Annotated in this window: 20 protein-coding genes; all 20 read right to left on the bottom strand. The window is 48.2% G+C overall.

Annotated features, from left to right (window positions below; genetic code table 11):
* Positions 1 to 13 precede the first annotated feature (13 nt).
* A complete protein-coding gene (locus E2I14_RS03475) occupies positions 14 to 448 on the bottom strand; it encodes a group II truncated hemoglobin (protein ID WP_133325426.1) in 435 nt (144 codons plus the stop codon).
* Positions 449 to 454: 6 nt separating this feature from the next.
* Positions 455 to 2,944 carry an ABC transporter permease gene (locus E2I14_RS03470; protein WP_133325424.1) on the bottom strand — a complete coding sequence of 830 codons (2,490 nt, stop codon included), beginning with the start codon at positions 2,942 to 2,944 and terminating at the stop codon, positions 455 to 457.
* Between the two features lie 81 nt (positions 2,945 to 3,025).
* The gene (locus E2I14_RS03465; protein ID WP_133325422.1) at positions 3,026 to 4,255 is read right to left on the bottom strand and encodes a cystathionine gamma-synthase family protein; all 1,230 of its coding nucleotides are present in this window, start codon (positions 4,253 to 4,255) and stop codon (positions 3,026 to 3,028) included.
* A 3-nt stretch (positions 4,256 to 4,258) separates the two neighbouring features.
* Positions 4,259 to 5,776 carry an amidophosphoribosyltransferase gene (gene purF, locus E2I14_RS03460; RefSeq protein ID WP_133325420.1) on the bottom strand — a complete coding sequence of 506 codons (1,518 nt, stop codon included), beginning with the start codon at positions 5,774 to 5,776 and terminating at the stop codon, positions 4,259 to 4,261.
* Positions 5,777 to 5,798: 22 nt separating this feature from the next.
* Positions 5,799 to 6,281: a CvpA family protein gene (locus E2I14_RS03455; protein ID WP_133325418.1), complete on the bottom strand. Its 483-nt coding sequence runs from the start codon at positions 6,279 to 6,281 to the stop codon at positions 5,799 to 5,801.
* Positions 6,282 to 6,285: 4 nt separating this feature from the next.
* Positions 6,286 to 7,239: an SPOR domain-containing protein gene (locus E2I14_RS03450; protein ID WP_133325416.1), complete on the bottom strand. Its 954-nt coding sequence runs from the start codon at positions 7,237 to 7,239 to the stop codon at positions 6,286 to 6,288.
* 94 nt (positions 7,240 to 7,333) lie between these two features.
* The gene (gene folC, locus E2I14_RS03445) at positions 7,334 to 8,641 is read right to left on the bottom strand and encodes a bifunctional tetrahydrofolate synthase/dihydrofolate synthase (protein WP_133325414.1); all 1,308 of its coding nucleotides are present in this window, start codon (positions 8,639 to 8,641) and stop codon (positions 7,334 to 7,336) included.
* A gap of 67 nt (positions 8,642 to 8,708) precedes the next feature.
* Positions 8,709 to 9,581: an acetyl-CoA carboxylase, carboxyltransferase subunit beta gene (gene accD / locus E2I14_RS03440; RefSeq protein WP_133325412.1), complete on the bottom strand. Its 873-nt coding sequence runs from the start codon at positions 9,579 to 9,581 to the stop codon at positions 8,709 to 8,711.
* A 97-nt stretch (positions 9,582 to 9,678) separates the two neighbouring features.
* The gene (trpA, locus tag E2I14_RS03435; RefSeq protein ID WP_133325410.1) at positions 9,679 to 10,488 is read right to left on the bottom strand and encodes a tryptophan synthase subunit alpha; all 810 of its coding nucleotides are present in this window, start codon (positions 10,486 to 10,488) and stop codon (positions 9,679 to 9,681) included.
* A gap of 19 nt (positions 10,489 to 10,507) precedes the next feature.
* Positions 10,508 to 11,665: a tryptophan synthase subunit beta gene (trpB, locus tag E2I14_RS03430; RefSeq protein ID WP_227544584.1), complete on the bottom strand. Its 1,158-nt coding sequence runs from the start codon at positions 11,663 to 11,665 to the stop codon at positions 10,508 to 10,510.
* A gap of 82 nt (positions 11,666 to 11,747) precedes the next feature.
* Entirely contained in the window at positions 11,748 to 12,443 is a 696-nt protein-coding gene (locus tag E2I14_RS03425) for a phosphoribosylanthranilate isomerase (protein ID WP_133325406.1), read from the bottom strand.
* A gap of 19 nt (positions 12,444 to 12,462) precedes the next feature.
* On the bottom strand, positions 12,463 to 13,266 hold the full coding sequence (truA, locus tag E2I14_RS03420; RefSeq protein ID WP_133325404.1) for a tRNA pseudouridine(38-40) synthase TruA: 804 nt from the start codon (positions 13,264 to 13,266) through the stop codon (positions 12,463 to 12,465).
* Between the two features lie 88 nt (positions 13,267 to 13,354).
* Positions 13,355 to 16,174, bottom strand: coding sequence for a FimV/HubP family polar landmark protein (locus E2I14_RS03415; RefSeq protein WP_133325402.1), 2,820 nt, complete (start codon positions 16,172 to 16,174; stop codon positions 13,355 to 13,357).
* A gap of 375 nt (positions 16,175 to 16,549) precedes the next feature.
* Positions 16,550 to 17,674, bottom strand: coding sequence for an aspartate-semialdehyde dehydrogenase (gene asd / locus E2I14_RS03410; protein WP_133325400.1), 1,125 nt, complete (start codon positions 17,672 to 17,674; stop codon positions 16,550 to 16,552).
* 49 nt (positions 17,675 to 17,723) lie between these two features.
* Positions 17,724 to 18,794 carry a 3-isopropylmalate dehydrogenase gene (gene leuB / locus E2I14_RS03405; RefSeq protein ID WP_133325398.1) on the bottom strand — a complete coding sequence of 357 codons (1,071 nt, stop codon included), beginning with the start codon at positions 18,792 to 18,794 and terminating at the stop codon, positions 17,724 to 17,726.
* Between the two features lie 25 nt (positions 18,795 to 18,819).
* Positions 18,820 to 19,467 carry a 3-isopropylmalate dehydratase small subunit gene (gene leuD, locus E2I14_RS03400; protein WP_133325396.1) on the bottom strand — a complete coding sequence of 216 codons (648 nt, stop codon included), beginning with the start codon at positions 19,465 to 19,467 and terminating at the stop codon, positions 18,820 to 18,822.
* A gap of 68 nt (positions 19,468 to 19,535) precedes the next feature.
* Positions 19,536 to 19,664, bottom strand: coding sequence for an entericidin A/B family lipoprotein (locus E2I14_RS03395; protein WP_133325394.1), 129 nt, complete (start codon positions 19,662 to 19,664; stop codon positions 19,536 to 19,538).
* Positions 19,665 to 19,720: 56 nt separating this feature from the next.
* Positions 19,721 to 21,121: a 3-isopropylmalate dehydratase large subunit gene (gene leuC, locus E2I14_RS03390; protein ID WP_133325392.1), complete on the bottom strand. Its 1,401-nt coding sequence runs from the start codon at positions 21,119 to 21,121 to the stop codon at positions 19,721 to 19,723.
* A 348-nt stretch (positions 21,122 to 21,469) separates the two neighbouring features.
* A complete protein-coding gene (gene glmM, locus E2I14_RS03385; protein WP_133325390.1) occupies positions 21,470 to 22,807 on the bottom strand; it encodes a phosphoglucosamine mutase in 1,338 nt (445 codons plus the stop codon).
* Between the two features lie 8 nt (positions 22,808 to 22,815).
* Positions 22,816 to 23,682 carry a dihydropteroate synthase gene (gene folP / locus E2I14_RS03380; RefSeq protein WP_133325388.1) on the bottom strand — a complete coding sequence of 289 codons (867 nt, stop codon included), beginning with the start codon at positions 23,680 to 23,682 and terminating at the stop codon, positions 22,816 to 22,818.
* Positions 23,683 to 23,755 lie beyond the last annotated feature (73 nt).

Below are 23,755 nucleotides of genomic sequence, written 5' to 3'. Positions count from 1 at the left end.
GAGGCCAGCGTACTCAACCTTCGCGGTTGCGCATCCAATCGGCGGTTTGATAAAACGACTGCAATAGATGGTCGCGCAAATGCTCTTCAATCTCAACATCTTGCATCGCGCTGGCCATACAAGTTAGCCATTGATTGCGCTCTGAAATGCCAATCGCGTAGGGCAAATGACGGGCGCGTAGGCGCGGGTGGCCGAATTTCTCGATGTACAAATTTGGGCCGCCCATCCAGCCGCTCAAGAACCAAAACAATTTATCGCGGGAGCCATCGAGTGACGTGGGATGCAAACTGAGAATGCCTTTAAAGTCATTCTCCAGCGCCATTACATCGTAAAAACGATCGACTAATTCGCGCAACTTGTGCTCACCGCCGATGCGCTCATACAGCGTAATCGTGTCCTCCGACTCGCTATTTTCCGTTTGATTAGTCGATTCAGTCTGATCAGACATTAACAATTACCCTTCCCGTAAACTCAACAATGGCGGCTGTGAAAGGATTTGTCTTAAACCTATCCATCCACCAGCGAGCGCACACACGATGCCACCCAATAAACCGAATAACACTAAAAATGGGCTAGGTTGAAACGCAAATTCAAACACAAAGCGCGCTAACACCCAGCCGATGACCGCTGCACCCAAGGCAGCTAATAAGCCCGCTAAACTACCGATCAAGCCGTATTCTATCCATTGCGACTGCGATAATTGTTTTCGGGATGCACCCAACGCGCGCAGCAAGCTCGATTCCTGCAAGCGCTGCTGTTGCGAACTTTGCAGGGCTGCATAGAGTACGAGCAATCCACAGATCACGGTAAATAAAAATAAGAATTGCACAGCCGCGACCACCTGATCGAGCACATCTTGCACCTGCTTCAGAATTGCTCCGGTATCAACAATCGTTAAATTAGGATAGTCGCGTGACAATTCAGTAATTAACCTGCTTTGGGTCGCAGGCAAGTGGAACGCAGTAATCCAGGTTTGCGGTAAATCAGCGGCGCTTTTGGGATCAATAATGACAAAGAAGTTGACCTGCATCGAACTCCACTCGAGCTTGCGGATGCTGGTGATACGAACGTCGATCTGCTGGCCGCCAACATCGAAACGTAATGTGTCACCCATTTTCAAATGCAGCGTTCTAGCAATGCCCTCTTCAATCGAAGCCTCTGGAGCGCCAGTTTTCAGATCAAACCAATGCCCCGCAATCAATTGGTTATGCGATTGCATTTGCTCCATGGTCGATAAATTAAACTCGCGCTCGACCATGCGTTTTGCATTCTCGGCGTCAAATTTATCCGCCGTTATCGGACCATCGTTGACCGCAATTAGTCGGCCACGAATCATCGGATACAAAACAGGATTCTGAATTTGATGCTGGGCCAATAACCCAGCAACCGCTTCTTTTTGTTCCGGCAAAATATTAATCATGAATTGATTCGGCGCATTAACTGGCGTGGCTTGCTGCCAAGCGTTCAATAAGTCAGCGCGAATCACGGTGAGCAACAGTAAAGCCATCAAGCCCAAAGACAGCGCCACCACTTGCACCACACTGGCCATTGGGCGACGCTGCAAAGCATTAATCGCAAAGCGCCACGCCGAAGCGGAAAACCAATTGCGCATCAACTTAGTGGCACGCAAAAATAACCAAGCGCAGATTCCGAATAACACGAATCCACCCAAGAATCCGAGCAAAGTGAATCCTGCCAATTTAGCATTGCCGGTCTGCCATAACAGCAAAAGTCCAAACATCACAATGCCAATTAAATAGGCAAACAAGGTATGCGCTTGCGGCCCACCGGTATCGCGTCGCACCATTAAATTGTGCGGCACATTGCGTAGCTGCAGAATCGGTGGAATCGCAAAACCAATTAACAGCAACATACCAATCGCAATCCCTTGTAAAGCGGGAATAACGGACGGCTGCGGTAAAGTCGTTGTGATGAAGCTTTTAAGCCAAATTAACAAGCCTAAATGCGCGGCGTATCCGAGCAAAGCGCCGAGCACACTGGCCACTAAACCCAAGACGACAAATTCAATTAAATACAGCAGCGTGACTTGGGTTTGGGTCATTCCTAGGCAGCGCAGCATCGCTACTGAATCGATGTGGCGCAGCATGAAACGGCGTGAAGATAACGCAATCGCTAAAGCAGCCAACATTGCTGAAAGCAAGCTCACTAGCGACAAAAATTGTTTAGCACGATCCAAAGTCGCCCGCATTTCTGGGCGTCCTGTCGCTAACGATTCGAGATTAATACCTTTTAACTTCTGGGCCGCGATGACATTTTCCAACGCCTTTTGCGCTTGCGCGATACCTTCGGATGCACCAGACAATTGCAAGCGATAGGTAACCCGCGAACCAGGTTGAATTAGATTGGTCGCGGCCAAATCACTTTCAGCCAGCATCACACGCGGCGCAAAATTGAGGAAGGACGAACCGCGATCGGGTTCATTTTCAATTACGTGGCGGATAACGAAAGAGTGTTCACCCAGCTTTAAACGATCACCCAAACTCAGTTGCAATGCGCTGAGCACCGCCGGATCAACCCAAACGCTACCCGCGTCAGGAACCGAGCGCCCTGCTGCTCCGCTGTCCAGCGTCAATTCGCCGCGCAAGGGGTATCCTGCACTAACCGCCTTGACAGACACCAACTTACTTTGGGTTTCGTTAGCACTGAGTGCCATACTGACAAACGATGTGGTGCGGGCTTGGGTGAGTTGCTGTAGTTCGGGAACCGAGGTTTGCAATGTCCCCAAGATAGGCGCATCGGCACTGATTACCAAATCAGCACCCAGCAATTGATTGGCATCGCGCTGTAATCCATTACTGACGCGATCGACGAAGAAACCGACCGAGCTTAAGGCGCCAACCGCAATCACTAACGCCAACAACAAAAAGCGCAATTCCCCAGCCCGCCAATCACGCCAGGTCATGCGAAGAGATTGTATAAACATGGCTTCCTTTGGGATGGGGCAGACTAACTACGTGGGGCGATCAACATTAAAAATGGGCAGATAGCCAACTCTGCCCTTGTTTTAAAATGCTGCTAATGCTTGGGCAAAATCAGCTAACAAATCGTCGCTATCTTCAATCCCGACCGACACGCGCACCAACGATTCAGAGATTCCCATCGCGGCGCGGCGCTCTTGGCCCATTTCAAAGAAAATGGTGTGCGCTACTGGGATAATCAACGTGCGATTGTCGCCTAAGTGGGTTGCTGAAATTGGAATATTCAAGCGATTAAGAAAGTCGAAGCAATCAATGTGCGGTTTTAATTCGAAGCTAAAAATCGAACCGTGCGCTTTAAATAGTTCGGATGACAAACCGTGTTGTGGATGATTTTTTAAGCCTGGGTAATGCACCGCTGCCACCTTATCGCTCGCTGCTAAAAGCTCGGTGAGTTGCAGCGCATTGCTGCACTGGCGTTCAACCCGCAGCGCCATGGTTTCTGCACCGATGGCAATTTGATGCGCCGCATCCGGCGACAAACAGGCGCCAAAGTCGCGCAACGCTTTGCCGCGTAACTGATTGATTCCCCACATCGCGGGAGCTTGCTTCTTGATGTTGGGGGCGATATTAGGATACAGGTTCCAATCATAAGCACCCGTATCGGTGATGCAACCACCCAAAACGTCGCCGTGGCCCGAGATTGCTTTGGTCAAGGAATTGATTACCAACCCAGCGCCAACTGTTTTTGGGTGAAACAAAAATGGCGAAGTCATCGTGTTATCGACGACAAACAAAATACCGCGCGCTTGGCACAACTCACCAATCTCTTTTAAGTCAGCAACTTGGGTGCGCGGATTGGCGATAGTTTCGACAAATACGATGCGCGTATTGGGTGTCAACGCCGCTTCAACATTAGCCACGTTGGTCGCATCCACAAAGGAAGTGGATACGCCCAGTGAAGTAATCGTTTGCCACAAATTGCTGGTATTACCAAACAAAAAGGCCGATGAAACAATGTGGTCACCGTTTTTAAGCAACCCGAGCGGAATCGCGCCAATAGCAGCCATGCCGCTAGAAAAACAAAGGCTAGCCACCCCATTTTCCATTTTGGTGATCTTATCTTCCAACGCCGTGACAGTCGGGTTCCCTTGGCGGCCATAACGGTAACCGGCCTTTTTCCCTTGGAATACATCGGCCAATTCGCGCGCATCGGCGTAGCCAAAAGTCACTGCGCTGTGAATAGGCTTGTGTATCGACCCGTGTTCAATCTCACTCTGACGATCATTATGCAAAATGGTGGTGGTAAACCCCGTCATACACTACTCGCTTCTAGCCAAATTAAGATTTAATTGCGATGGAACGCCGTCTTCAATCCGCGCTTTTGGATGATTGCGGGCCCATTCCAGTTTGTCTAAATACTCGCGCGTAATATCTCCAGTGATGTATTCACCGTCAAAACACGAGGCTTCTAAACTAGACAAACGTGGGTTCACGTCAGCAATCGCACGACGCATCGCAGAGACTTCTTGATAGACCAATGCATCAGCAGTAATCTCGCGACAGATTTCTTCGTCGCTGCGGCCATAAGCGATTAATTCTTGGCGAGTTGGCATATCAATGCCGTACACGTTAGGGAACTTAACTGGTGGCGCGGCTGAGGCAAACACAACGCGGGTCGCACCTGATTCGCGCGCCATTTGGACGATCTCGCGGCTTGTTGTACCGCGCACGATGGAATCATCGACTAGCAAAACCGATTTGCCTTTAAATTCAGCACCGATCGCGTTCAACTTTTGACGGACCGATTTACGGCGCGAAACGTTGCCCGGCATGATGAAGGTACGGCCAATGTAGCGATTTTTAATAAAGCCTTCACGGTATTCCAAATTCAATTTCAACGCCAATTGCATCGCAGAAGGACGGGAAGAATCAGGAATCGGCATGACCACATCAATCGCACCCGATGAAATTTGTTGACGCACTTGGTCAGCTAGATATTCACCCATTTTTAAACGGGTTTCGTACACGGAGGCGCCGTCTAACACGGAATCAGGACGAGCTAAATACACGTACTCGAATGCGCAAGGGTTGAGAGTTGGATTTTCTGCACATTGCTGGGTGTACATTTTGTGATCTTCATCAATGAAAATCGCTTCACCCGGTTCAACGTCACGTACAAATTTAAAGCCCAAACCTTCGAGTGCTACCGACTCACTGGCGATCATGTATTCCGGGCCTTTTTCAGTTTCCGAAATACCTAAACATAATGGACGAATACCATATGGATCGCGGAAAGCTAACAAGCCATAACCAGCAATTTGCGCCACGACTGCATACGAACCACGCACCCGGTTATGTAAGCGTCGGATAGCGCCAAACAAGGTGGCAGGATCGAGTGAATACGACGTGGTCGCTTGTTGAATTTCGTGCGCTAACACGTTCAACAATACTTCAGAATCCGAATCCGTATTGATGTGGCGACGGTCGTTTTTAAACAGTTCAATTTTTAATTGTTCTGCATTGGTTAGATTACCGTTATGTGCCAAAACGATGCCAAACGGGGCATTGACATAAAATGGTTGAGCTTCTTCTTCGCTAGTGGAGCCAGCGGTTGGATAACGCACTTGACCAATACCGACGTTACCCGGCAAAGAGCGCATATTGCGCGTGCGGAAAACGTCACGCACCAAGCCGTTGGCTTTATGCATCGCGAATGAACTGCCATGACTCGTTGCGATACCTGCCGCATCTTGACCACGATGTTGCAACAAGAGAAGCGCATCGTAAATCACTTGATTAACCATGCTATTTGAAACTACGCCGACTATCCCACACATGGTGGACTCCTAAAACGATGAATTAAAATTTGACATACTGGGCAAAAGAACCCGGCAGATAAGGTTTGGCGGTAAGCGCCGCTGTTTCTACAATTGGTCTTAAAAACGCATTTTTCCAAAATGGTTGCTGGGGCAAACTGGTTGTTCCACAAACTAGCATTAATGCAAATACGATAATCAATCCGCGTGCCAATCCAAATAAGCCACCAAGGCCGCGATCAACGAGCTTTAGTCCACCTGCGGTGATAATGCTGTCGAGCGCCATTGCTAATAACCACATTAGCAAACGCACGCCAATGAACAAAGCTACAAATGCAATAATTAATCTGACTGATAATTCCGAAAATGGAATCAATTCGGCTAATTTTGTGCCGTACGCGTTTGCTACCCAGAACGCAATTATCCAACTAGCAAGAGACAGTATTTCTTTGAGCAGCCCGCGCATCATGCTAATGATGATGGATGAAATCAATATAAACAAAACCAAATAATCAAAGATGGTCATAAATTTATAGCGGGATTAAGCTGCCATTCAAACCTATTTTTTCTAACTGAGCTTTCATTTTATCGGCCGATTCCTTGTCGTTAAACGGGCCAACACGCACGCGAATTTTATCGCCAGAACTGGTTGCAACCTTTTGGGTAAAGGATTTAATACCGGCCGAGGTCAATTTTGTTTGTAATTCATTTACTTTTTCTTGCGTAGCAAAGGCGCCAACTTGCACAACAATTCGTGTTTTAGAGGTCGTTGAGCTTGGGTCCGCTCCACCTAAGATTGCCAAGGCGCGTGCAGACTCTTCTGAAGTCGATACGTGTGGCGTGTTTTTGGATTCTGTTTTCGTTGCGGTAACTGGTGCGGCTTCTTTTTTGGGCGCGACTTCGGCAACGTGTCGAGGTTCTGATTTGGTGTCGACTTTGGTGTCGGGTTTAATATCTACCTTGGTTTCAGCTTTCGGCTCTGGCTTCACTTCTGGCTTGGCCGATTTAACGACGGGCTCGGCTTTGATAGCATCGGCGTTTGGCTTGACTGGCTCGGCTGTTTTTTCGGGTAAAGCGGGCGATGTCGCTGCCAATGCGGGCGTTGCAACCGGTGCTACAGCGCGTTTAGCTGCTGGGTCTAGAATATCTTCAGGCACCAATTCTTCTTTGCTGTCCAACGATGCGACGGTCGACTCTTTGGACGGGATTTGAATAGTGATGTTTTTATTAATCGGCTTAGGTTCGGAGTCGAGCACCATCGGCAAGCCGATGACCACGGCTAACACCATCGCAATCGCGCCAATTAAGCGGCGACGCGCACGTTTTTTTTCTGGGACAAGTTGCTCGTTTTGCGCATTGGTGTGGCGATTTTCGGACTTGCGACTTTTCGCTTTTGGTGGCGTCGCCTCACTTGCTGACGCTAGTGCTTCTGCCACGGAAGTGACTTCGGGTTGTTTTTTACTGAAGTTGGAGAACAAGCTCATGCGAAATGTCAGTGTATTAAACGAGTAAACTACTTTGTTAAATAAAAAACCAGTGTGAAACGCTAACCATTATTTTTCCCTTATTGGGTTCAGGCTAAGGTTGTTTTTTATTATTTCGGCATTCAATTACACCTGCAACGGTTAAGAATGACCCGAAAACCACTATTCTATCATTTTCCCCTGCTCTACTTAAGGCATATGTATAGGCATTTGCTGGATTTTCAAAGCATTGAATGCTGTGATCCTTGTCGATTGTTACTCCGGCCTCGCTTAATAGTGAACTTATGTGTTGAGCCGAAGCCGCTCGAGGAAGGGGTAAATCAGTCAAACACCAATGGTCGATTTGATTTTTTAGTTGATTAATCACACCCAAAATATCTTTGTCTTGCATGGCACCGAACACGGCATAGGTGTATGCATGAAATCCCATATTGTCCAGATTTTGGTGCAAAGTTGCCGCCGCATGCGGATTGTGCGCCACGTCGAGAACAACGGTTGGTCGTCCGGCTAAGACTTGGAAACGGCCCGGCAAATCAATCATGACCAAGCCGCTGCGAATTTCTTGCGCCCCCAATGGCAAGCGGTCACGTAGTGCTTCTAATGCAGCCAGCGCAGCCGAGGCATTCAGCAGTTGATTGGCGCCGCGCAAACTAGGATAGGCAAGCGAATGACGCCGTTGGTGACGTCCTGCATAGTTCCACTGTTGCTTGTCGCCCGCGTAGTTAAAATCGCGGCCAAACAACCATAAATCAGCGCCGATTTGGTTAGCGTGATCAATCAACGTTTGCGGCGGACTTGGATCGGAGCATATCGCCGTTGCATGTGCTCTAAAAATGCCGGCTTTTTCAAATCCGATTTTCTCGCGCGTATCGCCCAAATACTCCACGTGGTCGATATCAACGCTGGTGACGATTGCGACATCCGCCTCAAATATATTAACCGCGTCCAAGCGCCCACCTAGGCCAACTTCCAATATCACTGCATCCAACTTGGCATCAGCAAAAATCTTGGTGCATGCCAGCATCGTGAATTCAAAATAGCTCAGCGAGATTTCAGCCTTAGCCAATTCAACTGCGTGGAAAGCTTGTACAAAATCAGCGTCCACCACAGAGATGCCGTTAATTCTGGCGCGCTCGTTAAAGTGAATTAAATGGGGCGAGGTATATAAGCCAACTTTATACCCGCCTTGCATTAAGATCGATTCCAGCATGGCGCAGGTCGAGCCTTTGCCGTTAGTTCCACCGACGATAATTACTGGACATTCAAACGTGATTCCAAGACGCTCTTTGACTGTATTTACGCGCTGCAAGCCCATTTCGATCACGGTCGGATGTGCTGTTTCTAGATGGGCTAGCCAGTCGGATAAAGTGGTTAGCGAGTTTGTGGTGGACATTGATGTCATTTTTAAATGCTGATGAATAATGAAAAAAACCACGGCGTACCGTGGTTTTATCGGGCCGAAGATTTAATTACGCTACCGCTTCGGCTGGTTGATTTTGCAGCAAGGCCAGCAATTTGGCTATTTCTTCGCGCATTTTGCGACGATCAACAATCATATCAATCGCACCTTTTTGAATCAAAAACTCAGCGCGCTGGAAGCCTTCTGGCAATTTCTCACGCACTGTATTTTCAATCACACGTGCGCCAGCAAAACCGATTAACGCCTTTGGCTCAGCCATGACGATGTCGCCCATGAACGCGAATGAGGCTGATACACCACCGGTAGTCGGATCGGTCAATACAGAAATAAATGGCAGCTTTTTCTCAGACAGCTTAGTCAGCATCGCGGTAGTTTTTGCCATTTGCATCAACGACAGCAAACCTTCTTGCATACGTGCGCCACCGGTTGCGGTAATGCAGATAAACGGCACTTTTTGCTCCAACGCCGCATTCACACCACGAACAAAACGCTCACCAACAACAGAGCCCATCGAACCGGCCATGAAGTCGAATTCGAAGCAGGCTACAACCACAGGAATACTCAGAATTGAACCACCCAAGACGACCAGCGCATCGGTCTCACCGGTTGAATCCATCGCCGCTTTCAAACGATCGGTGTATTTTTTGCTGTCTTTAAATTTCAAGGTATCAACAGGCAGAGTTTCTTGGCCGATTTCATAATGTCCACCTGCGTCTAACAAGCTATCCAAGCGCTCACGCGCGCTGATGCGCATGTGATGGCTGCACTTAGGGCAAACGTGCAGATTGGCTTCTAGATCAGAGCGATATAAAACCGCTTCGCACGACGGGCATTTGACCCACAGTCCTTCAGGGATGGACTTGCGTGTGGACGCGTCGTTACGTTGAATTCTTGGTGGAAGTAGTTTTTCTAACCAGCTCATTTTTCTCTCCTTATGCAAAACGCCAATGCTACGGGCGTTTTTTCTGTATTACTTTGCGCAAGCGCTCAAATTAACCAGCGCTTGCGACGTTAAACGTTCAACTATCAATAGCGTGGCGCACACCACCGATAAATTCTTGAACTTTGCCGTATAAACCAGCCTTGTCGGCAACATCGTTATACGCTTCTACTTCCTGAATAATTCGGCTTCCAATGACCACCGCGTCAGAAACGCTGGCGATTAGCTTGGCTGTTGCGCCATCACGAATACCAAATCCAACGGCAATCGGCACTTTTACGTGATTCTTTATTATCGGCAGCATGCGATTGACTTCAGAAAGATCGATCACGTTGTTGCCGGTAACCCCTTTCAACGAGACGTAATACACATATCCGCTCGCGATTTGGGCTACTTGCTCGATGCGTTGTTGGGTTGACGTTGGAGCAAGCAAGAAAATCACATCTAAGCCATGCTTTTTCATGCATGCCGCATATTCCAGTGATTCTTCGGGCGGGTAATCCACCACCAAAACACCGTCAACGCCAGCATTGGCCGCTTCCGTCACAAATTTTTCCGTCCCCATACGCTCAATCGGATTGGCATATCCCATCAACACGATTGGGGTAGAAATATTGCTCTCACGGAATTCACGCACGCATTGTAATACATCGGAAAGCCCAACACCATTCTTTAAAGCACGTTCCGAGGCGCGTTGAATGACTGGGCCATCGGCCATTGGGTCCGAAAATGGCACACCAAGCTCGATAATATCCGCCCCGCCCTTGACCAAAGCATGCATTAATTTCACGGTTGCCGATGCACTTGGGTCACCAGCGGTGATAAACGGGATTAAGCCTTTTCGACCTTGATTGGCGAGTTCAACAAAAGTTTGTTTAATTCTTGACATGAAATTTCCTTGAGTGAGATTAAAGCGGAATACCGGCTTGTTGCGCTACGGTATGCATGTCTTTATCACCACGTCCGGATAAATTCACGAGCAATAATTTATCTTTTGGCAAAGTTGCCGCTAATTTGGTTGCGTACGCAATTGCATGACTGGACTCCAAAGCGGGAATAATTCCTTCAATTCGGCAGCAATCGTGAAATGCTTTGAGCGCTTCTTTATCGGTAATCGTTTCATATTGAGCGCGACCACAGTCCTTTAACCAAGCGTGTTCTGGACCAACGCCAGGGTAATCTAAGCCCGCTGAAACCGAATGAGTTTCAATAACTTGACCGTTTGCATCTTGCAACAGATAAGTCCGATTGCCATGCAGGACACCCGGAGAGCCAGCAGTCAGTGAGGCCGAATGTTTGCCAGTGTTAATTCCCTCGCCGGCTGCTTCGACGCCAATGAGTTTTACCTCAGGGTAATCAATATACGGATGGAAAATACCAATCGCATTTGAGCCACCGCCCACACAGGCAATCACCGCATCAGGTTGGCGACCAGCCAATTCTGGCATCTGTACCAGACATTCCTTACCGATCACCACCTGAAAATCCCTGACCATCATCGGATAAGGATGTGGACCCGCGACAGTGCCAATGATGTAGAAGGTATTGTCCACATTAGCAACCCAATCCCGCATTGCTTCATTGAGCGCGTCTTTGAGTGTCTTGGAACCGGATTCCACGGGCACGACTGTCGCGCCCAACAACTTCATGCGATACACGTTTTGGGCTTGGCGGGCGACGTCCTCGGATCCCATGTAGACGACACATTCCAAGCCAAACCGCGCGCAGATTGTGGCAGTTGCGACACCGTGTTGCCCCGCGCCGGTTTCAGCGATAACACGTGGTTTGCCCATGCGCTTGGCCAGCAAAGCTTGGCCGATTACGTTGTTGATCTTGTGCGCGCCAGTATGGTTTAGGTCTTCCCGCTTAAAAAATATTTGCGCACCGCCGATTTCTGACGACCAGCGTTTGGCATGGTAAATCGGCGAAGGACGACCGACGAAATATTTCAGCTCGCTGTGATATTCGGCCAAGAATTCTGGATCGGTTGAATAATGCGCGTACGCTTCAGTCAGTTCGCCCAGCGCGTGACTGAGAGTTTCGGAAACAAAGCTGCCGCCATACATACCAAAGTGGCCGCGTGCATCCGGCAAGTGGTATGGTGCGTTTGAGGAAGTTGATACGGAGGATGTAACGTCGTCGGCGACATTAATTAATTCTGCTGTTGAAGTCATGATTTTGCTCAGTTAAGTTAGTGTCAGCTAATTGCACCGCATCAATAAAGGCGCGCATTTTAGCGGGGTCTTTAATGCCCTTGGCAAGTTCTACACCACTACTGATGTCAACTGCGCTAGGGCGAAGTTGGGCCACCGCACCACTTACATTGTGCACGGTTAATCCACCACTTAAAACGACCCGAGGCGCGAGTTCTTTTGGGATAATTGACCAATCAAAAACCTTTCCACTACCACCGAAACTATCAACAAAGGTATCTAGCAGCAATCCTTGGAACCACGGACTGCCAGATTTACACACAGATTCGTATTGTAACAAATCCACCGCATTCATGTTCGGCTTGACCCGCAAAGCGCGTATGAATGGACGCTTAACCGCTTCAGCAATCGCATGGCACTGCTCAAGCGGCTCATCACCATGAAATTGCAGCAAAGAAACCGGCGCAATTGCCATAGTGGCGGAAACCTCTTCCAAGCTTGCATTGACGAATAGTCCAACTGAGGTAGCAAAAGGAGGGATCAACGCGATTAATTCTTGGGCGCGCCTAGGTTCAACATAGCGTGCGCTGCCCGCATAAAACACAAAACCCAGCGCATGAACGCCCAACTCAACGGCGACTTGCACGTCTTCGTTTTGGGTAAATCCACAAATTTTGATCCGAGTTACCATTGCTCTTCCATAAGGTTGACTAGGCAAACCAATTGTCGGTTGTGACCTGCTGAGGCAGATTCCATTTTGGGTGATAGTCAACTTTTGCCAAGTACAGTCCGTCCGGCATAAAAGTCGGCGCCGCAATGCTTCGGTCACAAGTCAGAAGGACTTCGCGCATCCATTCTGGCGGCTGATTGCCAACACCGACCACAATCAAGCTACCGACGATGTTGCGTACCATATGATGCAAAAACGCGCTGGCCTTAAGTGTACAAAAGATCAAATTACCCTGACGCACGATTGAGATGGAATACATCTGCTTAACTGGCGATTTTGCCTGACAACTTGTCGCCCGAAACGACGAAAAATCGTGCTCGCCCAGCAAATATTGGGCTGCTTCGAGCATTTTCTGCTCATCTAACGGTCGGAACACCCACCCCGCTCTGCCCGATAAAATCGGTGAACGTACCGAATGATTGTATAAAACGTAGTGGTAAGTGCGCGCAGTGGCGCTGTATCTTGAGTGAAAGTCTTGCTCGGAATCGGCAGGTTGAATAATTTCACTGGACCAGCGAACAGCAATAGAATCAGGCAAATGGGCATTTACACCCCGCACCCAAGACGTTAAGGGACGATCAATATCGGTATCAAAATGCACAACTTGCTCTAGGGCATGGACGCCAGCGTCGGTTCTCCCTGCGCAGGAAACTTTAATCGGGGCGTCTGCAATCGCTTTCAGCGCAAATTCCAACTTATCTTGTACTGTTTGACCGTGCGGTTGCGCTTGCCAACCGAGCCAAGGCTTACCGTCATATTGAACCCCTAAAACAATGCGCTTCACTTACATCCTCGACTCAACAAATGTTCTGACAATCAAATAAAAACGGGCGCTAGCATAACGCAGCGCCCGTCTTTAAAGCAATATTGTTTTACGCCAATTCTTGCAGCATTGCTTTTGCGCGAGCGATTTGCTCTTGATTTCCAGCTTTTAACACTTCATCCAATAATTCACGCGCGCCATCTTTATCGCCAATTTCTTGATAGGCAACTGCCAAATCGAGCTTGGTTGCCATTTCAGCGCTAAACTCTTCTTCCGATACCGCTTCAGAACCAACCTCTTCAGCAACACTTGCTGGAGCAGCATGCGGTTCAAAATTAGGCTCGCCAGTCGAATGAGAACCAGACACTTTTGGCAACTCAAGATCAATGCCTGACAAATCAAAGTCAAACGTGGACGGCGAGATTGACGCCGCTTCGGCTGCTGCCGGCACGGAAGGCGGCAAATCAAAATGCGGAATTTCTTCCATCGCATGGGCGACTGGCTCTGCTTGAGGATGTTCTGCCTCTTTGGATGCAGGAATATCAAAGTCAAAGTCCAAGGCCGCAAAGTCTAAGCTAGGATTTTCGGTCTCAGCTACTTCTTCGGTAGTCGTGCCAACTGCGTCAGTAGACTCGCTGACGCTCGGAGCGGCTTGTTTTGCTGGAGCACTGAAATCATGCGATTCAAATTGCAGATCATTGCCGTGGTGGTCATCGGCGGGCTTAGCTTCTGCAACCGGGGTTGCTGGTGCTGTTGAAGCTGCTGGAGCTGGAGTCGAAGGCTTGGCCGGCGCGAATTCATCCTCAGGTTCTGATGGAGGAATTGTTAGACCCAAATCAAAATCAAGCCCCTCATTTAAATCTTTGGTCCGATGGGTTGAATCATTCACGTCCCCCATAAACATGGATGGACTTAAATCATTTTTTGCCGAGATTGAATTGAGCATCTCTTGCGACAACGAATTACCCAACAATGCCTCGGGATCAAGACTTTCGACCGGCAAGGTTGATGCGCCAAGAACGGCTGCGTGATCTCCAGAATTTCCGCCAGCATACAAAGGATTTTGTGGATCAATCATCAAGCCCAAGGAAGCCGCTTGCGCCCAATCGGGACCTGCGCCGCCAGTCATTCCATACAATTCGCTAGCAACCGTTTCGAACGTTCGCGTATCTTTCCGGTGCGCATAAATTTCTAACAGCTTAACCCGAACGGCTTGACGATCTGGTTGGGTGCGCAGAGCTTCGCGCAGAATTTCTTCGGCTTGCTCATCGCGTCCGTAAGCAATGTAGACGTCAGCTTCAGCAACTGGGTCAACTTCGTTCGCATCCAATTGACTTGCTGATGGGGCAAAATTTGAATTAAAGACGCTGTTATTCGTATCAACGCTTTGACCGCCAGTCGAGCCAAACAAGGAGTTGGCCTTCATGCTGGAACCGGTCAAAATGCTTTCGTCGTCGAAGTGTTCAGGCTTTTTATTGCGCTTGCTGACGTAAATTCCCGCTAAACCGAGCGCCGCCAAGGCGACCGCACCATACGGCAAATAACTTAACCAATCTGCAAAGAAGCTAGGCGGCTCTGAAACTGGCGCAGCGATCACTTTAGGGCGAACTGTTTGCTTGTGAGCAGGCGCTGAAGCGGGAACATTAGCTTCGATTTTTGGCAAAGATGATGTGGCTGAAGCGGCCACCGATGCTGCTGGTGCTGCAGCACTCGATTTGGTGGATGCCGCGGCTGAAGCGGATGCCGCAGTTGAAGCTGCAGACGCTGATGCTGAGCTCGCCGCAGCCTTGTTTTTTAGATCCAAGATGCCTTGCAGTTTTGCCGTATTTTGTTCCAATTCTTTGACGCGAGCATTCGCTGCTTCGAGCGCTTTTTGCTTGGCGATTTTGTCTTCTTCCTGCGCTTTTTTATCGGCTTGCTCTTGGATCTGCGCTTTGGAAAGTTTTAACTTGTCTTTCGATTCGTTGGCCGAGGTAGGTGTTTCGGTGACCTTAGCAGTAATCTTTCCGCTATCGACTTTTTTGGATTCAGCTGCTTTCTCTGGCGCACCTTGTGCGACTTGGTTGGCTAGTTTGTTACGGTATGCGTTGAAATCGATCGATTGCGCCAGCACAATTTTGCGCGCTTCTGGCGCGCTGGTGCGTTCAATCTCCGAAGCGCCAGGAATTGAAATGATACGACCCGAACGCAGCAAGTTCATATTATTGTTGATGAACACGTTGGGATTGCTGCGATGAATCGCGACCAACATTTGATCCAGCGAAACACCCGCAGGCTTAAATTGATCGGCAATCTTGCCTAAGGTGTCACCGCTTTTAATTTGGTACTCACCAGTTTTATCACTGGACGCGCTGTCAGATTTGGATGGCGCTGGCGCAGTATTTTTTTCAATTGGCTTAGCAACCGGTGAGGTAGCTGCCGGCGCTGGGGATTGGGTCGGCGCTGGTGCGACTGGTGCAGGTGCTGCATTGATTATTTGTGGAGCGCTTGTTGGAGCGACCTTTGGCGCAACGCTGGATGCGGCGTTGGTAGTTTGCATCTCAAGTGGATCGATCAACATCGTGTATTCACGGGTCAATTTACCGGTACTTGAGTTGAGTTCCAGCAAAATTTCAACGAACGGCTCATTAACCGACTGCGTCGAAGTTACCAATACGTAGTGGCGTGTGCCTCGTTGTTCAACAGCAAAACGCAACGTCAATAAATTCGAGTTGAAATCAATGTTTGCTTGGCGGAATGCTTCTTGACTGGCGAGTTTTGGAACCGTATTACCAATATCATCATTGGTGAACGACGTGAGTTCAATTTCAGCTCTAAGCGGTTGCCCCAGCGCTGACAGCACTGTTAGCTTTCCTAATCCTGCTGCATCAGCACCTGAGAAGATCAAGCAAGAAGAAGCTAACGCTAAACCTAACGTTTTCACACTCATTGAGGCAAATATTGCGTATTTTTTCGGTTGCATATTTTATGACGTAAATTGATTGAGATAATAGCTACAGGTGCTAAGGAACTCGTGAGCCGTTTTTAATAATTAACATTCAGCCCAAAAAGTTGCTCAATTGAACTCTTTGCCCGTCCCGAAATGATATTTCGGCTTTTCACATTAACATCAGGAACTTAGGGTTGCAAGTTTATCTTGATTACGAGCAATTTTAATGATGCCGAAGCAACACATAGTTACCAAATGTTACCTTCATACAATAGTTCAAATCTTGCATGATTATATGTTGCACTGTAATTTACGAACAGTAATATTGTAAAAAAGGGACTTAACAGTCCCTTTTTTTTGCTAATTGGTTACAAATCAATCGACCAAAATACGTAGCATGCGCCGTAAGGGTTCGGCAGCACCCCATAATAATTGATCCCCAACGGTAAAGGCGGACAAATATTCGCCCCCCATTTGCAACTTACGCAGACGTCCAACCGGAATGATCATGCCACCAGTAACCGCCGCTGGGGTCAACTCGCGCATTGAGGCTTCACGAGTATTTTCGACAACTTTTGCCCATGGATTACTTTGCGCGATAATCGCTTCAATTTCATTTAACGGCACGTCTTGGCGAAGCTTGATGGTTAATGCCTGCGAGTGGCAACGCATTGCACCGATTCGTACGCACAAACCATCTACCGGAATCGCCGCTTTTTCAAATCCAACACCGCGGCCGAGGATTTTATTGGTTTCAACGCCAGCTTTCCATTCTTCTTTGGAACTACCGTCGCCCAAATCTTTATCAATCCAAGGAATTAGATTACCCGCCAATGGAACGCCGAATTGTTTGGTTTCTTCCGCAGTAAATGCGTGTTGCTGCGCCAAAACTTGCCGATCAATCTCTAAAATTGCTGAACTTGGGTTATCCAACAATGACTTGACTGAAGCGTTAATTTGTCCGAACTGCGTCAACAACTCACGCATATGCTGCGCACCACCGCCTGATGCAGCTTGGTAAGTCATGCTATTTACCCACTCCACCATATCGTGTTTAAACAAGCCGCCTAAGCCCATCAACATGCAGGAAACTGTGCAATTTCCGCCGATGTAGTTTTTGATGCCACGCGCTAAACCAGCCTTGATGACATCCGAATTAACTGGGTCCAAGACAATAATTGCATCTTCGTTCATGCGCAACGTGGAAGCCGCGTCAATCCAATAGCCGTCCCAACCGCTTGCGCGCAATTGCGGGAAAATCTCGGAAGTATAGTCACCACCTTGGCAGGTAATAATAATGTCGCACTTCTTCAATGCGGCAATATCATTTGCGTCTTGCAATGTCGTCTCATTCTTCGCCAAGCTAGGTGCTTGACCACCCGCGTTAGATGTTGAGAAAAATACCGGTTCAATATGAGCGAAATCGCCCTCTTCTTGCATGCGCTGCAACAAGACCGAACCCACCATGCCACGCCAACCAACCAGACCAACTAATTTCATTTTATCTTCCCGCTGAATTGAATTTTAAATACGGATGAGCCTATCGTAATTAGATTAAGGCACGAACGACCGCTTCACCCATTTCTACTGTTCCTACTTTTGTCGTACCTGCTTCATAAATATCCGGTGTACGCAAACCTTGAGCCAATACTTTTTTGACCGCGTTCTCAATGCGATCGGCCTGCTCTGGAAGTCCCAAAGAAAAACGCAACATCATGGCAGCCGATAAAATCGTCGCTAATGGGTTCGCAATTCCTTTGCCAGCAATGTCCGGCGCGGAACCGTGTGACGGCTCGTACAAACCTTTATTATTCTTATCCAGCGAAGCAGACGGCAACATACCAATTGAGCCGGTCAACATTGCGGCGGCATCGGACAAAATATCGCCAAACATATTACCGGTGACCATGACGTCGAATTTCTTTGGTGCGCGTATCAACTGCATCGCGGCGTTATCCACGTACATATGATCCAACGCTACATCGGGATATTCTTTGTGAACATCGGTAACGATGTCTTTCCAAAACTGGAAAGTCTCTAACACATTGGCTTTATCGACGCTGGTTAAACGCTTGTCACGCTTCTGAGCCGCTTGAAACGCAACATGGGCAATTCGTCTGATTTCAGTTTCGGCATAACGCATAGTGTCGTAGCCTTCACGTTCACCAACAAACGCGCCATCGGTTGCAATCCGAACCCCGCGCGGCTTGCCAAAATAGATATCGCCGGTCAGCTCACGGATAATCAAGATATCCAAACCAGAGACCACTTCTGGTTTTAGAGTTGATGCGCCAGACAATTCTGGGTACAAAATCGCTGGGCGCAAATTGGCGAATAAATTAAGGTTCTTACGCAATCCTAAAATCGCCTGTTCTGGTCTCAGGGAACGCTCAAGCGTATCGTATTTCCAGTCACCGACTGCGCCAAACAGAATTGCATCCGCTTCCTGCGCGAGCTTCAACGTGGCCTCAGGCAATGGATGGCCATGTGCTGCATAGCCTGCGCCACCGACTGGCGCGGATTCCATTTCAAATTTCAAATCCAAAGCATTCAGTACATTGACCGCTTGATCAACGATTTCTGGGCCGATACCATCGCCTGGCAAGATTGCGATTTTCATTGTGTAAATTAAGAGTGAGAAAAGATTAAATCGAGTTAGCTAACCAAGGCTGATTAGCCAAATGACGGGCTTCAAAATCGCGGATCTTATCGGACGAACGCAACGTCAGCGCAATATCATCCAAACCATTCAAGAGGCAATGTTTGCGGAACGCATCCAAATCAAACTTAAAATGACGGTCGCCATTGGCAGTGGAAATAACTTGCTGTTCCAAGTCGATTTGCAGCTGATAGCCGATAAACGCATTAATCTCATTGAATAGAGAATCAATTACCGTCTCAGGCAACACAATCGGCAACAAACCATTTTTAAAGCAATTGTTGTAGAAGATGTCTGCAAAGCTAGGCGCAATAATTGCGCGAAAGCCGAATTGCTGCAAAGCCCACGGAGCGTGTTCGCGTGAAGAACCACAACCAAAGTTTTTACGCGCCAATAAAATCGACGCTCCTTGGTAACGCGCTTGATTCAATACAAAATCAGGGTTCACCGGTCGCTTACTGTTGTCAATCCCGGGTTCGCCGTGATCAAGATAACGCCACTCATCAAACAGATTTGGACCGAAACCGGTGCGATGTATTGATTTCAAAAACTGCTTCGGAATAATGGCATCGGTATCCACATTGGCGCGATCCAATGGAGCAACTATGCCTTTATGTACAATAAATTTATCCACTTACTTACTTTCAAAATGCACCTACTAGTGCGCTTTGTAATTCGACAATCTCGGGGCCAAATTACGAATTATTTGGCCGCATTTTCTACCGATTGCCCCATGCTTTTTACGTCTTTGCCTATACCGGCCATGGTGTTGCAGGCAGTTAGAGTAGTCAAAGTTAAAACGGCTAAACAAGCTAACGCTATTTTCTTCATTTTTATTCCCCTTTTTAATAACAAAAGTTAAGTTTTATTGAAACAATAATGCCGACTTACAATTTGCGGATATCGACAAAATGACCGGCAATTCCGGCTGCTGCGGCCATCGCAGGTGAGACCAAGTGAGTTCGACCACCTTGACCTTGGCGTCCCTCAAAATTGCGATTCGATGTTGAAGCGCAGCGCTCGCCCGGTTCCAACCGATCCGCATTCATGGCCAAGCACATCGAACAGCCTGGTTCACGCCATTCAAAGCCAGCGTCTTTAAAAATACGATCAAGACCTTCTCGCTCAGCCTGTTCTTTAACCAGCCCAGACCCTGGCACGACCATCGCCAATTTTACGTTCGAAGCGCGATGCTTTCCACGCACAACTGAGGCTGCTGCACGCAAGTCTTCAATCCGCGAATTAGTGCAAGATCCAATAAACACTTTGTCGATACGAATGTCGGTCAAGGCGGTATTCGGCTTTAGGGCCATGTACGCCAATGCTTTTTCAATGGCGTCACGCTTAACGGCATCGCGCTCTTGATCTGGATCTGGAATCCGACCATCAATGGCTAGCACCATCTCTGGCGATGTGCCCCACGTGACTTGCGGCTTAATTTCTGCGGCATTCAAATGAATCACTAAATCAAACGGCGCGCCCGCATCAGAGTGCAACGTTCGCCAATAAGTAACCGCCTGATCCCATTGCGGACCAACTGGAGAATAAGGTCGGCCTTTTACATAATTGATGGTCGTGTCGTCCACGGCAATCATCCCAGCGCGCGCGCCAGCTTCGATCGCCATATTGCAGACGGTCATGCGACCTTCCATGGATAAACTACGAATCGCTGAGCCAGCAAATTCAATTGCATAACCCGTTCCACCGGCTGTGCCAATCTTGCCAATAATCGCTAATACGATGTCTTTGGCAGTGACTCCTGCGGACAAAACACCGTCCACTTGAACCAGCATTGCTTTTGATTTTTGCGTGACCAAAGTTTGGGTTGCTAACACGTGCTCCACTTCGGAAGTTCCGATCCCATGCGCTAAACAACCAAAGGCCCCGTGTGTCGAGGTGTGTGAATCGCCGCAAACCACTGTCATGCCAGGCAATGTCGCGCCCTGCTCAGGCCCAATTACATGCACGATACCTTGGCGTTTATCGTTCATGCCAAAGTAAGTCAATCCGTATTGTTTGGTGTTGGCATCAAGTGTTTCAACTTGCAGACGCGAAGTTGGGTCGTCAATTCCATTAATTCGGTTGGTGGTCGGTACGTTGTGATCGGCCACGACTAGATTTGCTGAGTTACGCCAAGGTTGGCGATTTGCCAAACGCAAACCGTCAAAAGCCTGTGGACTGGTGACTTCGTGCAACAAATGACGATCGATGTACAAGATCGTGGTTCCGTCCGGCTCGGTGTGAATCGCGTGCGATTCCCATAATTTATCGTAAAGCGTTTTCAACATAATGCTTGCAACCTAGTGGGCATATTTATTCGAGCCTTAGATTATGCCATAGTTGTCGTGCAGACAGAGCATAGCGGCTCGACTGATTGTAAAATTTACCGATTTTTCTTTGCTTAAACTCGTTTTCACCGAATTTAAAACTGACAGCAGTACGGTGATTTAACGTGATGCCGCATAAAATTCAACACTTAAACAAATTAATGAGCACCAAATAAGCTATTGAATTTATTCAAATTAATTAACCAAACCAGACTTTTAGGGACGAATTAAGCGATAAAGGCCAGTCAACTAATCAACGAGTGGCAACAGAGAAGTATTGCTTTCTTCCACCACTCATCCTTGATATTGCTAAGCTAAAAAGGCCGCCAATCGTTGGGCCATTTGTTTCGCAATCGCTTCCTCACGCGCTTCAACCATGACTCGAATTAATGGCTCGGTGCCAGAGGCGCGGATCAGTACGCGTCCGTTTTTCCCTAATTCGGCTTCAACCTCAGCTTTGTCTGCCACCATCGCCGCATTTTTTTGCCAATCCGTTCCAACTGGCACGCGCACATTAACTAAGGCCTGCGGGAACATGGAAATGCCAGCGAAAAATTCTGGCAAGGTTTTGTTATGGCGACGCAGCGCTGATAACACTTGCAGTGCCGAGATGATGCCATCCCCAGTGCTATGTTTATCTAAACAAAGTAGATGCCCCGATCCTTCACCACCTAATATCCAGCCGTGTTCACGCATTAATTCGAGCACATATCGATCACCAACTTTAGCTCGGGCAAACGGCACACCTAACTCAGCAAAGGCAACTTCCAGCGCCATGTTGGTCATCAACGTACCGACCACGCCGGACAACTGACCTTGCTGCAGCCTATCTTGCGCCATGAGGTATAACAATTCATCGCCGTTATAGACTCGCCCAGTAGAGTCCGTCATCATCAATCGATCTGCATCGCCATCCAGCGCAATACCAAGATCAGCATGATGGTGGACAACTGCTTGCGCTAATGCGGCTGTATCAGTTGCGCCGACTTTATCGTTGATGTTGAGTCCGTTTGGTTGATTGCCAATGGCAATAACTTCAGCGCCCAATTCATGCAGCACATGCGGAGCAATGTGGTAAGCGGCTCCGTGCGCGCAATCGACAACGATTTTTAAGCCGCGCAAATCAAGCTCGTTAGGGAAGCTGCTTTTACAAAATTCAATGTAACGCCCTTGCGCGTCATCAAGGCGGCGTGCTTTACCGAGTTTTTCCGATGGCACGCAACCCATTTCGCGCTCTAAGCCCGCTTCAATTTCTAGCTCTACATCGTCCGGCAACTTGGTTCCTTGGGCAGAGAAAAATTTAATACCGTTGTCATCGAATGGATTATGCGACGCCGAAATCACAACACCCGCATTTAAACGTAATGCGCGCGTTAAATAAGCAATCGCCGGCGTTGGCACCGGGCCAGCCAGTACAACATCGACTCCAGCCGCGGCAAAACCGGCTTGCAGAGCAGCTTCCAACATATAACCAGAAATTCGCGTATCTTTTCCGATCAATACTGTTGGTCGGTTGGACTCTTGATGCTTCACTTTTGCTAGTACCTGTCCCGCGGCATACCCCAAGCGCATCACAAAATCTGGAGTAATTGGCGCTTTCCCGACTTTTCCGCGAATGCCATCCGTACCAAAATATTTTCTCGTCATTATTGTCCTTATTCAGCCAAAGCTGAGTCTGATTTATTGTTTGAAGCCGTCCAAATTTTCAGTGCATCAATAGTCTCTGCCACATCATGCACCCGTACAATATGCGCGCCATTTACAACTGCCGTGAGCGCAGCTCCGATGCTCGCTGCCATTCTGAGCTCAACAGGCTTCCCAGTAATTGCACCCAACATTGATTTTCGGGAAAGGCCAGCTAAGACGGGCAAACTGAATCGCTCTGAAAACAACTTTTGATTTTGCAGAAGCGTCAGATTATGCGGCAAACTTTTACCAAATCCAAATCCAACGTCGAGCAACAGTCGGTTTTTGGCGATATTGTGCAACTGAATTTGATTAATTCGCTCAGCAAAAAAATCACTGACCTCGGTCAACACATCGTCATAAAGAGGCTGATCTTGCATCGTCTGCGGCGTGTTTTGCATGTGCATAATACACAGCGCGCAATCACCTTGAGCCACGACGTCTAAGGCGCCTTTTGCTCTAAATCCATGCACATCATTAATCATGTCCACACCAGCGATTTGCGCCTCGCGCATGACTTCGGGTTTATAAGTGTCAATGGAGAGTGGAATGCCGCAATCTTGCAAAGCGTAAATGATTGGCATGACGCGCTGTAATTCAGTCTCTAGGCTAACTGGCTGAGCGCCAGGTCGCGTGGATTCGCCGCCAATATCAATGATGTCAACTCCCGCATTAATCATCGCTTCAGCTCGATCCAACAAAAAATTTAATTGATTGTGATCAGAACCATCGGAAAACGAATCGGGCGTTACGTTGAGAATTCCCATAACTAAAGGTCGGGCATTTTCACCAGTAATTGGCAAGCGAAAGCGCCCGCATTGTAGATATTTATTCATATTGCTTAATTATTTTTAGATTAAAAAAAAGGCGAGGAATAAACCCCGCCTTTTCAACCAATTTATGTCTGAT

The organism is Sapientia aquatica (assembly GCF_004358105.1).
In the GTDB taxonomy this organism is placed as follows: domain Bacteria; phylum Pseudomonadota; class Gammaproteobacteria; order Burkholderiales; family Burkholderiaceae_D; genus Solimicrobium; species Solimicrobium aquaticum.
The sequence above is the reverse complement of the archived record's forward strand: the minus strand, read 5'-3'. Positions and strand labels throughout refer to the sequence as shown.

What these genes read in the sequence shown, in the direction of transcription:
- E2I14_RS03475 (WP_133325426.1), bottom strand. Translation starts at nt 448, where the DNA reads ATGTCTGATCAGACTGAATCGACTAATCAAACGGAAAATAGCGAGTCG.
- E2I14_RS03470 (WP_133325424.1), bottom strand. Translation starts at nt 2,944, where the DNA reads ATGTTTATACAATCTCTTCGCATGACCTGGCGTGATTGGCGGGCTGGG.
- E2I14_RS03465 (WP_133325422.1), bottom strand. Translation starts at nt 4,255, where the DNA reads ATGACGGGGTTTACCACCACCATTTTGCATAATGATCGTCAGAGTGAG.
- purF (WP_133325420.1), bottom strand. Translation starts at nt 5,776, where the DNA reads ATGTGTGGGATAGTCGGCGTAGTTTCAAATAGCATGGTTAATCAAGTG.
- E2I14_RS03455 (WP_133325418.1), bottom strand. Translation starts at nt 6,281, where the DNA reads ATGACCATCTTTGATTATTTGGTTTTGTTTATATTGATTTCATCCATC.
- E2I14_RS03450 (WP_133325416.1), bottom strand. Translation starts at nt 7,239, where the DNA reads ATGAGCTTGTTCTCCAACTTCAGTAAAAAACAACCCGAAGTCACTTCC.
- folC (WP_133325414.1), bottom strand. Translation starts at nt 8,641, where the DNA reads ATGACATCAATGTCCACCACAAACTCGCTAACCACTTTATCCGACTGG.
- accD (WP_133325412.1), bottom strand. Translation starts at nt 9,581, where the DNA reads ATGAGCTGGTTAGAAAAACTACTTCCACCAAGAATTCAACGTAACGAC.
- trpA (WP_133325410.1), bottom strand. Translation starts at nt 10,488, where the DNA reads ATGTCAAGAATTAAACAAACTTTTGTTGAACTCGCCAATCAAGGTCGA.
- trpB (WP_227544584.1), bottom strand. Translation starts at nt 11,665, where the DNA reads ATGTATGGCGGCAGCTTTGTTTCCGAAACTCTCAGTCACGCGCTGGGC.
- E2I14_RS03425 (WP_133325406.1), bottom strand. Translation starts at nt 12,443, where the DNA reads ATGGTAACTCGGATCAAAATTTGTGGATTTACCCAAAACGAAGACGTG.
- E2I14_RS03415 (WP_133325402.1), bottom strand. Translation starts at nt 16,174, where the DNA reads ATGAGTGTGAAAACGTTAGGTTTAGCGTTAGCTTCTTCTTGCTTGATC.
- asd (WP_133325400.1), bottom strand. Translation starts at nt 17,674, where the DNA reads ATGAAATTAGTTGGTCTGGTTGGTTGGCGTGGCATGGTGGGTTCGGTC.
- leuB (WP_133325398.1), bottom strand. Translation starts at nt 18,794, where the DNA reads ATGAAAATCGCAATCTTGCCAGGCGATGGTATCGGCCCAGAAATCGTT.
- E2I14_RS03395 (WP_133325394.1), bottom strand. Translation starts at nt 19,664, where the DNA reads ATGAAGAAAATAGCGTTAGCTTGTTTAGCCGTTTTAACTTTGACTACT.
- leuC (WP_133325392.1), bottom strand. Translation starts at nt 21,121, where the DNA reads ATGTTGAAAACGCTTTACGATAAATTATGGGAATCGCACGCGATTCAC.
- glmM (WP_133325390.1), bottom strand. Translation starts at nt 22,807, where the DNA reads ATGACGAGAAAATATTTTGGTACGGATGGCATTCGCGGAAAAGTCGGG.
- folP (WP_133325388.1), bottom strand. Translation starts at nt 23,682, where the DNA reads ATGAATAAATATCTACAATGCGGGCGCTTTCGCTTGCCAATTACTGGT.